This window comes from Methylomarinum sp. Ch1-1 (assembly GCF_030717995.2).
Taxonomy (GTDB): domain Bacteria; phylum Pseudomonadota; class Gammaproteobacteria; order Methylococcales; family Methylomonadaceae; genus Methylomarinum; species Methylomarinum roseum.
The window spans coordinates 2,296,032-2,308,167 of the sequence record NZ_CP157743.1 but is presented as its reverse complement, the minus strand read 5'-3'; the positions used below and the strand labels follow the sequence as shown (position 1 = coordinate 2,308,167).

At 46.5% G+C, this 12,136-nt stretch carries 10 protein-coding genes; 1 reads left to right on the top strand and 9 read right to left on the bottom strand.

The genetic code is table 11. From position 1 onward, the window contains the following. Window positions 1-403 precede the first annotated feature (403 nt). The 3 genes from Q9L42_RS10805 to Q9L42_RS10795 all read right to left on the bottom strand — a co-directional run bounded on the left by Q9L42_RS10805 (window position 404) and on the right by Q9L42_RS10795 (window position 3,388). Entirely contained in the window at window positions 404-1,537 is a 1,134-nt protein-coding gene (locus tag Q9L42_RS10805; RefSeq protein ID WP_349431056.1) for a GNAT family N-acetyltransferase, read from the bottom strand. A 323-nt stretch (window positions 1,538-1,860) separates the two neighbouring features. Continuing rightward, entirely contained in the window at window positions 1,861-2,655 is a 795-nt protein-coding gene (locus tag Q9L42_RS10800) for a GNAT family N-acetyltransferase (protein WP_305908414.1), read from the bottom strand. A 244-nt stretch (window positions 2,656-2,899) separates the two neighbouring features. After that, window positions 2,900-3,388: a cyclic nucleotide-binding domain-containing protein gene (locus Q9L42_RS10795; protein WP_349431055.1), complete on the bottom strand. Its 489-nt coding sequence runs from the start codon at window positions 3,386-3,388 to the stop codon at window positions 2,900-2,902. 303 nt (window positions 3,389-3,691) lie between these two features. Between Q9L42_RS10795 and Q9L42_RS10790 the strand changes: the two genes are divergently transcribed. Beyond that, window positions 3,692-4,069 carry a hypothetical protein gene (locus tag Q9L42_RS10790; RefSeq protein ID WP_305908417.1) on the top strand — a complete coding sequence of 126 codons (378 nt, stop codon included), beginning with the start codon at window positions 3,692-3,694 and terminating at the stop codon, window positions 4,067-4,069. A 64-nt stretch (window positions 4,070-4,133) separates the two neighbouring features. On the opposite strand, the gene prsR is transcribed toward Q9L42_RS10790, so the two are convergent. The 6 genes from prsR to tviB all read right to left on the bottom strand — a co-directional run bounded on the left by prsR (window position 4,134) and on the right by tviB (window position 12,135). Beyond that, on the bottom strand, window positions 4,134-5,486 hold the full coding sequence (gene prsR / locus Q9L42_RS10785; protein WP_349431054.1) for a PEP-CTERM-box response regulator transcription factor: 1,353 nt from the start codon (window positions 5,484-5,486) through the stop codon (window positions 4,134-4,136). A gap of 745 nt (window positions 5,487-6,231) precedes the next feature. Then, window positions 6,232-7,500, bottom strand: coding sequence for an XrtA/PEP-CTERM system histidine kinase PrsK (gene prsK / locus Q9L42_RS10780; protein WP_349431053.1), 1,269 nt, complete (start codon window positions 7,498-7,500; stop codon window positions 6,232-6,234). Beyond that, window positions 7,454-8,302, bottom strand: coding sequence for a hypothetical protein (locus Q9L42_RS10775; protein ID WP_349431052.1), 849 nt, complete (start codon window positions 8,300-8,302; stop codon window positions 7,454-7,456). The genes prsK and Q9L42_RS10775 overlap by 47 nt, the downstream gene beginning before the upstream one ends. An 11-nt stretch (window positions 8,303-8,313) precedes the next feature. Further along, a complete protein-coding gene (xrtA, locus tag Q9L42_RS10770; protein ID WP_349431051.1) occupies window positions 8,314-9,837 on the bottom strand; it encodes an exosortase A in 1,524 nt (507 codons plus the stop codon). A gap of 13 nt (window positions 9,838-9,850) precedes the next feature. Further along, the gene (locus Q9L42_RS10765) at window positions 9,851-10,861 is read right to left on the bottom strand and encodes an NAD-dependent epimerase (RefSeq protein WP_349431050.1); all 1,011 of its coding nucleotides are present in this window, start codon (window positions 10,859-10,861) and stop codon (window positions 9,851-9,853) included. Between the two features lie 2 nt (window positions 10,862-10,863). Continuing rightward, a complete protein-coding gene (gene tviB / locus Q9L42_RS10760; protein WP_349431049.1) occupies window positions 10,864-12,135 on the bottom strand; it encodes a Vi polysaccharide biosynthesis UDP-N-acetylglucosamine C-6 dehydrogenase TviB in 1,272 nt (423 codons plus the stop codon). Between the last annotated feature and the right edge of the window lies 1 nt (window position 12,136).

The following is a 12,136-nucleotide window of genomic DNA, read 5'->3' as shown; positions in this document are numbered from 1 at the left end:
GATCGTCATTAAACGGTTTAAGTACCGAGAAAAAAGTCAGACTGCATTAAATGCTTCGTCATTCCGTCATGGATTTCCAAAACCCAGTTATCTTGGATGATATCTTATACAGCTGAACTTATTAACACTCACTTATTCTAAAGTTGAGTCAGCTGACAATTTCTGCTTTCCCTAAAGGATAGTTGGCGTTATCGGTATTGAATAGTCTTCGTTGCAAAAAACCACAAATTGACTTCTATCTGGGATAGATGAATTGTGACAGAGGCGGGCTATGTGACAATCATACGCAAGGTTGTCATCGAAAATATTATTAACTGCAAAAATGTTGGATTTCATTTCATAAAACTCAACATAGCGTTTACGATAGTCTCCCGAAAAGAAAGTCAACTAAGGTCAAAATACTTCAACGCGCTCTCAAATCCGACGTTTCAACACCGCTAATCACCCGGGAACACAAGCTACGGCAAAGATTCATTAATACTTTGTTGGCTAGTTCGCTTTCATATTTCAATAAGCGCGACATCGACGGCTCGTCAAGGCTCAATATTTTTACTTCATCGGTGGCGGCAATAATGCTCGCCGAGCGGGGAGTTTTTAAAAAGAACGCAATTTCGCCAATCATCTCTCCCGGTGAAATGACGGCCTGTAATTCGCCGTCCCTTCTAACTTCGACTATCCCCGAGAGCAATATAAACATTGTCTTTGCGGCATTATCCTTCTCGATAATATGACCACCCAAATTACATTCGATAATATGGCTTTTTTCAATGACTCTTTGAATTTCATCTGTGCTAAGTGAATCGAATATTTTTGGTTTTGTATTGGCAAGCAGACTGGGGTCGGCATAAATGTGTTGTAAAAAGTCAGACTGATTACAGCCAGATTGACTGAGAACATTACGTTGACTTTCGATCAAGTTTAGCAATTGTTTGGTGTGGCGGCAATGACTCAAATCCTCTTCCCGTGTCAACATTCCAAATGGAGAACCTACCCGTTTCAAATGTTCATAATCACCAGAAATAAGCACCATTGGTACGACAAGACCAATTCCGGGATAAGAATAGGTTTCGGTGAACGGTCTAAAGCCAAGTTTTAAATAGGAGTTGAGATGATGTGGTTCACAATCAAGTAAAACAGCTTCAATGTGATGATTTAGCACGAAATGCATAACTTCTTTATACATCCGCAAGGTTGCAGTGGAGCCTCGATGTTTTTCATCGACCATTAAACGTTCAACAATACAGATTTGCTTCTCATCCAGAAACTCCATAAAAGGCGTTAGATGGTAAGCTTCGATCAAGGTTTGACTGAATGTCGCGTCACCGCCCCAAAATAACCTTAAAGTACCGATAGGTTCTCCGTCCTTAATTGCGATAACCGCCCTGGCATTTTTGTCGTATTCGTCCCGCAATTCCTTCAAAACATGATCGCCCTTATCCTTAAGCCTGCCCATACACTCCACATAGACTTTATACCTCAACTGATAAGACGCGCTAAAGTCTTCATCGGTTTCGGCAAATCTCACACCGTCTTGCATTTTGCACCATTCCATATCAAAAAATACCAACGCCTTCTATATTCCCTTAAACAAGGGCGGCACTCTAATCTCTCTCCTAAGCGTCATCCTCAACAACGCAAGAAAAGAACCACTGTTGATTCACTAATGATTGGATATTCTAACAATTAGAATAAAGATAAGGAATGTTTAAGACAAATTAATTTATCTTAAACATTCCTGTATTCTGGAAATGGCGGATAAAAAGCTAGAAAATTCTGCGTTGCGGATATCGAATTTCTAGTAGTGTTAAGGAAGGTTGGTTTCGCTGAAAACCTGAGCAACCATAAAAACAAAAGTATCAATTAAGCGCTTAGTCTCATCTTAAAGCGGGCTGCCATTTTTTTATTATTCAGGTTATCTACGTTATTTACCGTCTTGATACGATTCCTGTATAACATTGAAAAATCAACATTTCTCGACTTACACTTGACCAATGTTCTCAATTCGTCAACCCGGCGGCAATAACCGACATCTTCTTTCGTAATCAACTTAGTAAAGGGAGACCCTACTTCCTTCAAGTACATAAAATCACCCGTAATCAATACCATGGGAACGACCGAGCCAATGCCAGGGTAATTATAAGTTTCCGCACAAGGGCGAAAACCAAGCTTCAAATAGGAATTCATATGATGCGGTTCGCAATCAATCAGGACTGCTTCCACTTTATGATCAAGTACAAATTTCATCACTTCACGGTATAAACGTAAAGCGGTCGCAGAGCCTCTATGATGTTCTTCGACCATTAGTCTTTCAATGACACATATGTCCTTTTCACTCAGCCTTTGCAAAAAAAGATCCAAAGGATAAACTTCTTTCATTGAGTTGGAGAAGGTAATATCGCCTCCCCAAAAAACCCTTAAAGTACCGATCGGCTCGCCATTTTTTATCGCGATTACGGTTCTGGCCACCTCATCGTATTGATCTCGTAATTCCTTGAGCATGTGATTCCCTTTTTCTTTAAGTCTCCCCATCGATTCAACATAAATCTTATAACGAAGCCTATAGGAAGCGCGTCGTTCGTCTTCAGTTAGAGCAAATCTTATTCCATCCAGCATAATTAACAGCTTTTCTGCTTGGTTAAATAATGTTGAGGTCAATGCTATTGCATAAAGATTAAACCAAACTTAAATTTATCATTATTTAGAATCAATGCAGGATTATTGCTGCCAAACATTTTATATCGTCTAGCAACATTGACTAATATTTATTGGAAAAACTGAGCTTGCGGACTAGTCTCTGTTTGCTTCGCAACGGAGGAACCATTACAAGTTATTGTTTCTTAAGCTAACACTCTTTCAGCTAGATTTACAATTATAATCAACACTAGAAAAAAATCTCAAACTATAAATATTTATCGATATCATGCACTTTCAAGCCCCAAGCCATTAAACTTTCAACCCGATGATTGGCCACGTCCAACCTTTTTATCATCGTTCCAAACAACTCCTTATAAAATAAATACCCTTGAATGGGATTAGCATCTAGATAAGAACTTAGGCTTTCTCCATCAATTTCTAATAATTTCACATCAGTTGCCGCCGTAACCGTTGCCATTCTTGTTTGAGAACGATGCAGACAAATTTCTCCAAATATCGATCCGCTTTCAAGATCACAGACTCCGGGTTGAATCTGCCTACGGTCATCGAGTTCAACCTTGCCTGCCACTCTTAAGACACCTTTTTCGATAAAAAAAAGCGTTTGACCTAAATCGCCTTGTTTTATAATGATTGAATTGGCATCGTAGTTGCGGCGATGCCAAGCAATCCCCTCTTGTAGTTCTGATGCAGAAAGAATTTTTTTCAGTATGTTTCGCAAATTTTCGCCTTGCATTATACTCAACTCTATTGTTAGAACAGTATAAACAGTTAGCTGCCAAAAATCATGATTTTAATCTGGGTTAGGTAAAAAACGGGTATATAAAATACCGTCGTAACTATTTAGCGTCTTGCAGTCTTTAGGCAGCAGGCCATTGGATCGGGTCGCGTTCTGACTGCAGTCATCCTGTTACAGACAGCCCGATAAATCAATACCCCAATCCCTCTGAAAAGAACTATGCTGAATAGTTACATACCGTCTTTTGCTTTCAGAAAATCGTTATCTCTCGTAATACAACAGATGATTTCAATCTGTCCCATGACTCGCATCGCCAGTAACGCCAAAAATTTTTTATGCGCTACATTTATCGATCAATCGTTGTATTTTGACGAACTCAACGACAAAGCCGATTTTCCTGAGATTTTCCCATGCAGTCTGATTTCCTGCGCTTTATTGGAAAAGGCCTTGAAGAATCATCATGATTTCGAGAAAAAACCGATGGTTTATACTACGCATCAACTCAGCATAGATCGCATGCTTCTCAGCCAATTAAAGAGCAACGATGCGCTGCATATTCTGGCCAGGGAATTATCCGACCAGCCCGATTCTTATGAGTGTTATGGACTGATTCACGACAATCAAGTTCTTTACCGGGGCATTATCTCGCTGACGTCTTTACAAAATATTTTGCCATAGCATCTCGAAACGAAACAAAAGTATCGCGCCGAGTACGGCGCTCCTACCGGGAAAACCCGCGCCCCTAAACTTCAATACCGTATTTATTGAACAATGAATAAAGCGTCGGTCGCGTGACGCCTAACAACTTTGCCGTATTGGTGATATTGTTGTCGCAATAAGCCAACGCCCTTTGAATAGCGGCTGTTTCCGCTATTTCCCTCACTTGTTTTAAATTAAACGGCAGTTGCTCCTTGCTTTCACCAAGGTCCATGTCCAAATCTTCCAGACTGATATTCACACCGTCACTCATAATAACCGCCCGCTTGATCTTGTTCTCCAGCTGGCGAATGTTGCCGGGCCAGGAAAAATTTTCTATCGCTTGAGCCGCCTCCTTGGTGAACCCGGTTATTTTTTTATTATTCTGCTCACTGAATCTTCTTAACAGGGCTCTAGCGATCACAATGGCGTCACCCTCCCTCTCCCTCAATGGCGGAATAGTCAACGCCATCTCGCTGATGCGATAATAAAGATCTTCTCTGAAACGCCCGGCTTCAATCAGGCTTTGTATATCCTGATGCGTTGCACAAATGATGCGCACATCGACGGCAATTTCCCCCCTGCCGCCAAGCCTTTCTATGGTTCGTTCCTGAATAAAGCGCAATAATTTGGCTTGCAGAGGAAACGGTAAGTCGCCGATTTCGTCGAGAAAAAAAGTGCCTCCGTGCGCATATTCTATTTTGCCTTTGGTTTGTTTAACCGCCCCGGTAAAGGCGCCTTTTTCATAACCGAACAACTCGCTTTCCAGCAGATTTTCCGGGATTGCGGCGCAATTGACGGCGACAAACCGCTTCTCGGCTCGGTCACTGAGCTGGTGAATGGCTTTCGCAAAGACCTCCTTACCGGTGCCGCTTTCGCCTAATAACAACGCGGTTACCTGAGTCGGCGCTATTTTCTCAACCATGCGGGATAATTTTTGCATTTTCTCGCAGGCGGCGATGATCCCGGCTAACGGTTCTTTGCTTTTTTGCTGCAGTTGTTGTTTTTCTTTCTCCAGTTGATTTAGCTGGAATGCCCGATCTATGATCAAATTGAGTATTTCCAGATCCACCGGTTTATGATAGAAATCGTAGGCGCCTAATGCGACGGCTTGTATCGCGTTTTCCCTGTCATCATTCCCGGTGACGACAATCACCTTGGTCGATGGGGCTAATTGCAGGATATCCTGCAATGTTTGCAAACCTTCACTGGCATTGGCAGGATCCGGCGGCAAGCCTAAGTCTAGCGTCACGACAGCCGGATTGAAACGTCTTAAGGCGGTTATCGCTTCCTCTCTGTCGCCTGCCAATACCACTTGGCAGTTTTCAAACCCCCATTTGAATTGTTTTTGCAATCCGGGGTCATCTTCGACCACGAGCAGTGTTTTTTTATCATCCATTGGATCTTTCTCTGATTAAACAATCTCTGCCACTATTGGAAACTGTTTTTGATTCTGAAACTGTTGCGTGAAAACCTTTACCTGTCTGCGTTCCCAAGGAGGATAGACAAATATATCGATCGGGGAGGTGACGGGATTGCGCCTGTCACCTCCCCACACCACAGGACATGCGGTTTTCCGCATCCTGCGGTTGAAACCGATGATTTCCACCATCCGGAGTTTTCCTCTCTGTCGACACATCTTACCTTTAACCGTCGAGTGGATTCGCCGTCAGGCAATCCGCCTGGATACGCACAATGCCAATTTGCCCCCCGGCGGCGTGTTGTTTGGTGGCTTGCTTCGCGAAGCCGCCCTACGCGTTATATCGCAACCGTCGGATGGAACCCACCGTCGGGTGGATTCGCCGCCAGGCAATCCGCCTGGATACGCACAATGCCAATTTGGCCCCCGGCGGCGTGTTGTTTAGTGGCTTGCTTCGCGAAGCCACCCTACGCGAAGCCGCCCTACGCGTTACATCGCAACCGTCGGGTGGAACCCACCGTAGGGTGGATTCGGCGCCAGGCAATCCGCCTGGATACGCACAATGCCAATTTGGCCCCCGGCGGCGTGTTGTTTGGTGGCTTGCTTCGCGAAGCCACCCTACGAATCCGCCCACGTTGGCATCACAGCCGTCGGTTCGACCCACCGTAGGGTGGATTCGCCGCCAGGCAATCCGCCTGGATACGCACAATGCCAATTTGGCGCCCTACAGGAATGCTCCATTCACCCTTAACGGGAATGTTAAGGTAAAGGTAGTTCCTGCTCCCGGCTCGCTCTCCACCTTTATTTGTCCGGAATGTTGCAGCATATACTCTCTGGCCTCATAAACGCCTATACCCATGCCGGCATTGCCCTTGGTCGTGTCAAAAGGCTTGAACAAACGCTGTTGAATAAAGTTTTGATCCATCCCACAGCCATTGTCGATGATTTTTACAATAGCGCTGCGCTCTTGTTTATGCAACTCTAATTTGACGATTCCATCTTCCGCGGTCGCGTCCTGGGCATTCTGCACGAGATGACCGATAATACTGATGAGCTTTGCCTTGTCGCCTTTAATCAGAGCATTTTTGCAAGCCAGAACTAGCTGTAACCTGGGCTTGTTATTGTTTTGTTGTAATTCGACATCGTTAATAACCTCTCTCAAATCGACTTGCCGATGACTGTCGATTTTTTTGACATCGCCTTTTTTTAACTGAGTCAAGATTCGCTGCATCTTGCTGACCACGTTTTCCAGCGTCTCAATCGAATCGTCGATAAACTCGGGGTTATGCTTGTGCTTCTCGGAATTTTTGACGATGAGCGCAATTTGCGCGACCAGATTTTTCAAGTCGTGCACCAAAAAAGCGGACAATCTGCTATAGGCTTCAAATTGCTTGGTACGACTGAGATCTTCGCTGGCGCGGATCAACGCCAAGGCATTGGCCAACTGCATGCCGACGGTTTTCAGCAAATCATGATCCTGCCAATCGATCTGCCGTGCGACTCGGGGTTTGCTCAGAACGACAAATGCTTCCAGGTCATTCTGCAAGAACAGCGGCACGATTAGCCAAATGTTATTTTGGCGCGCATACCATTTTTCCAGCCCAGCCTCGGCATAGATATCGGGGTCATTAAAATATTCGACGAAATCGATCACCCATTGGTTTTTTTTGACAAACCCCAACGTCGGATCTTTACTATCGATCAACTGCAACGCATTAAAGCCTAGATTGCTATTTTCAGCCAGATAATAATCACCCTGTTCGTTCTTCAACCATAACCCGCCGCCCGAACTGTCGACCAGATCGGCCAGGGTTTTGACGATATAACCGGATGTCTCGTCGATCGATTTTAATTGGGCGAGCGTTCTGCTAAGTTTGATCCATTCATCTCTATAATCGTAACGATGTTGAAAAAAATGTTTGCTGAAATAAACCTTGGCGAGCGCTCTAACCTGCCCCGACACAAAAAAGACCGTCAACAATAGGATCGCCAAGAAAATAAACCCTATTTGCGCTACCGCCCCCCCAATTGCCGCCGTAATCGCGGATATAAAACCCCATCAGCGACATCAACAACAAATAAACGCCGCCCCCCAGCAAGACGGTGGTATGAAATATAAATTGCCTGGAAACGGCTACCGCGGCCGGGCGAGTATTCAAGCGGTTAACCGATAAAATCAACAGCGGAACCAATAAGGCGTTGATCAATCCCCTTGCATTCCATAAGTTAAAATCCAAACTGGAGAACATCAAGGATTTGCTGTAGATGATGAAATCGAAAACGAACTGCGCGGCCAAGGCGATACAGACAAATTTAATATGCCAACGTTGTTCGGCCAAGGCATTGCGATAAAGCTGCTCGACCAGCATCAAACCGACGAGGGCGAAAAAAATGTGCGCATAAAGGCGAAAATCGAAGCCCAAGGCATTCTGTATTTGATAACGGAGCTCGGAATAAAATTCCAACAGGCACACCACAGCGATAAACGCCAGCATGGCCTTGGGCTGCCAATATCGCAGCAGAAAAGCATACTGATTGCCGAATTGTTGTCTGGAAATTAAGACGCTGAGAAAGAAATACCAACCGCCATTGCGCAAGGTCTCGATGCCTAGAACATCGAAAGCATACAGCTGTTCATGATGCATGGCATAGGCCGAATAAGCGGACCAGATCACCGACAAGCAAGTGGCGATTAAAAAAGGCAAGGCAACGGTATTTTTTTTGCCGTTGATAACAATCAGTAAAAACAACACCGAAAAGGCAAGCGCGGATGCCGAATAACTATACAGACTCATGCCATGAATCATTAATCGTTTTTTATCCAGTTTACAGCGACACCTTTTAACATTTCCCTCGTTTTGTCGTAATCATATTCCGAGGTTTCAGTGAATAAGACGACTTGTTGCTCCCTGGATGAATCCGCCGTTAAAAGTTTGATCATTTGATGAAGTTTGGCTAGGTATGGGCTCCCAGTAGCTTTAGCGCCAACCTGATGCCAGCGCAACAAATGGAGCTGATGAAATTGACTGCGAATCACATATTCATTCACAGTGACCGTTCCATACTCTGTTATTATTTCGACTTGACCGCTGGTTATCTGTTTCCATACGGGGTCTTTCTGGCGTACGACCAGGTTTTGCGAATTGACTAATTCCCCGCCGCCTTCATGTTCATCAGCAAAGGCCGCTTGATAAATACCCAGTTTATGTTCTCCATTGGAAAAATAGCGATAGGACTCGGTTGTCGGACCGTTGAATTGCGCCTTCCAGCCCCACAGCGGGTCTGGCGTCTCTTGCCACCCCATTGCGTGTAATGTGGCGAAGCTCTGTCTGATATCCGCTCTATCCGCTTGCTGATGCTTCATCCAAGCCGATGTCAGCGGCCACAGCGAAAACGCGATCAACACGGTCACTAGCGGAAAAAGCAATGGCCGGTAATTTGCTCGTTGTTCATGACGCCCCCCGACACGACGTTTTTTCTCAGCATCAAACTGCTGTAGAGGCGGATCTCTCCAGAATGAACCCAAAAAGAACAACAACAGCATGACCAAGCCAAAAAAAACACCACCATAAATATAATGATCAACACCCAACGCCAATTTCATATCGCTGTAATGAGCGATCATCACGATCATATAGGCGCGAAAGCCATTGGCTATGATCGGAACGATAATGGCAAGCAACACGAAAACGACTCGTTTCCAGTATTGGTTATAGGTCAAATAAGCGTAGACAAAGCCGAGCGTAATCGAGGCGATCAGATATCGGAGTCCGCTGCAACCTTCGACAACCGACCAATTGCCTGAGGTCAAGGTGAAATTCAAGCCTTCCTTGTAAACCGACAAACCGGTCAAACGCAACATCCATACGGTGAAATTTGCCGTATAATTCATTAACGGCGGTATCAGATCCTCGCCATTAGGCACCATAAACAGCAGAAAACCCAGCGGCATCATCATGTTGAATGCGACACGATGCCCTAGCAACATCCACAAAGCCGAAATCAGCAACGCGACGGCGGCATATTGTCTGATCACCTGGACATTGCTTAAATCCGCCAACAGCCATACTAGCCCGCATGCGAAGATAACAGTGACCACGGACCCGCTGATTCCAGGCCGCAGAGCTCGATAATGGTGACGATTAGTCCATATCAACCAAAGACTGATCGGTATGATAAGAAAACCATGGGTGAATGTATCGGACCGCCACCATATTCTGACGATCGAGACCCAGGTGTCATAAAAGATGATTGCCGACAACAACGTGACGACTGCCGTACCCACCATAGTCGGGCGCCAATGTTGCGGAACGTCTTGCATCATCTTCATATTCTCAGTCTTGCTAATTCAATTGATAATAATCCCGATACCAGTCGACAAAGCGCTCGATGCCTTGCTCTATCGTGGTGCTCGGCCGGTAATCGACGTCGGCGATCAGCGCCTCGACATCGGCATAGGTGTCCGGCACGTCGCCCGGCTGCAGCGGCAACAGCTCTTTTTCCGCGCTTCTGCCGAGAAATTTTTCCAGCGTATGTATATAGTCCAGCAATTCGACCGGCTTTTGATTGCCGATGTTATATACCCGCCACGGTGCCCTGCTGGTGCCCGGGTCCGGAGCCTTGCCGCTCCATTGCGGATTAGGCTGGGCGCTATGATCCAGGGTCCTGATCACGCCTTCGACGATATCATCGATATAGGTGAAGTCGCGGCGATGCCTGCCATAATTGAACACCTTGATTTTTTCGCCGTTCAGAATAGCCTTGGTGAATAAAAACAAGGCCATATCCGGCCTGCCCCACGGCCCATACACGGTGAAAAAGCGCAGCCCGGTCGTCGGCAATTGGTAGAGATTGCTGTAGGTATGCGCCATTAATTCGTTGGCTTTTTTCGACGCCGCGTACAGACTCAACGGATGATCGACATTGTCATGGACCGAAAACGGCATGCTCTCGTTGGCGCCGTAAACCGAGCTACTGGAGGCATAGACCAAGTGTTCGACGCCATGATGGCGACAGCCTTCCAGCACATTCATGAAACCGACGATGTTGCTGTCCATGTAGGCATGCGGATTCTCGATCGAATAACGCACCCCGGCCTGGGCCGCAAGGTTGACGACCTTTTGCGGCTGATATTTTTTGAAAACCGCTTCCATGCCGGCGCGGTCGGCCAGATCGAGTCTGACATCGGTGTAGCCCTGATAATCGTTGATGCGCGCCAGCCTGTCCAGCTTCAGATTGACATCATAGTAATCATTCAGATTGTCTATGCCAATCACCTCATCACCTCGCTCCAGCAATCTTAACGCCAGGTGATTTCCAATAAAACCGGCTGTGCCGGTAACCATGATTCTCATTCTTATAATCGTGCGTCCGTTAGTTCTGCGGGGAAAAGATATTTCAGATCATATATTACGGCATTGTCCTTGCCAAACGCCTGCACTTCTTCGATAGTCATCTGCTTGAACTGGTCGTGAGCGACCGCAATGACGATGGCGTCATATTTTTGTGGCTCGGGTTGCGCCAACGGTCGTATGCCATACTCTTGCTTCGCTTCCTCGGCATTCACCCAGGGATCGTAGACATGAACGTTGACGCCGAAAGTATTCAACTCTTTGACGATATCGACGACTCGGGTGTTGCGCAAATCCGGACAATTTTCCTTGAACGTCAAGCCCATGATCAACACATCGGCGTTTTGCACATGAAAGCGTTTTTTCAGCATCAGCTTGACCAACTGTCCGACGACATATTCGCCCATGCCGTCATTGATGCGCCGGCCCGATAGGATGATTTCCGGATTGTAGCCGATAGCCTGCGCCTTGTGGGTCAGATAGTAGGGATCGACGCCGATGCAATGTCCGCCGACCAGACCGGGACGGAACGGCAGAAAGTTCCATTTGGTGCCGGCGGCCAACAACACCTCCTCGGTGTCTATGCCCAGGCGATTAAAAATTAACGCCAGCTCGTTGATCAGCGCGATATTGACATCGCGCTGGGTGTTTTCGATGACCTTGGCCGCTTCGGCGACCTTGATGCTGCTGGCCCTATGGGTGCCGGCGGCGATAATGCTTTGATACAGGCGGTCGATCTTTTCGGCTACCGCCTCGGTGGACCCCGAGGTCACCTTCAGTATATTGGTCACACGGTGTTCCTTGTCGCCCGGGTTGATCCGTTCCGGACTATAGCCGACATAGAAATCCCGGTTGAAAACCAGCTTGGATACCCGCTCCAATATCGGCACACAGACTTCCTCGGTCGCTCCGGGGTAAACGGTGGATTCGTATATGACGACATCATCCGGTTTGAGCACCTTGCCGAGCAATTCACTGGCCTTCTGCAGCGGCGTCAAGTCGGGTTGCTTGTATTCATTGATCGGTGTCGGCACCGTGACGATATAGACATTGCATTCGGCAATGTCTTCTATCGACGCCGTGTAACTCAGTTGATCCGCTTCCGCCAGCTCCTGTTCGCTGACTTCCAGCGTGTGGTCACTGCCGGCCCGCAATTGATCGATACGCTGCCGGTTGATATCGAAGCCGACGGTCGGATACTGCTTGCCGAACTCCACCGCCAGCGGCAGGCCGACGTAGCCCAGTCCGATCATGCCTATTTTTATGTTTTCTAACACC

Excerpts from the sequence above, each read along its gene's own strand:
- Q9L42_RS10805 (WP_349431056.1), bottom strand. The coding sequence starts at position 1,537 with ATGCAAGACGGTGTGAGATTTGCCGAAACCGATGAAGACTTTAGCGCG.
- Q9L42_RS10795 (WP_349431055.1), bottom strand. The coding sequence starts at position 3,388 with ATGCAAGGCGAAAATTTGCGAAACATACTGAAAAAAATTCTTTCTGCA.
- Q9L42_RS10790 (WP_305908417.1), top strand. The coding sequence starts at position 3,692 with ATGACTCGCATCGCCAGTAACGCCAAAAATTTTTTATGCGCTACATTT.
- prsR (WP_349431054.1), bottom strand. The coding sequence starts at position 5,486 with ATGGATGATAAAAAAACACTGCTCGTGGTCGAAGATGACCCCGGATTG.
- Q9L42_RS10775 (WP_349431052.1), bottom strand. The coding sequence starts at position 8,302 with ATGAGTCTGTATAGTTATTCGGCATCCGCGCTTGCCTTTTCGGTGTTG.
- xrtA (WP_349431051.1), bottom strand. The coding sequence starts at position 9,837 with ATGAAGATGATGCAAGACGTTCCGCAACATTGGCGCCCGACTATGGTG.
- Q9L42_RS10765 (WP_349431050.1), bottom strand. The coding sequence starts at position 10,861 with ATGAGAATCATGGTTACCGGCACAGCCGGTTTTATTGGAAATCACCTG.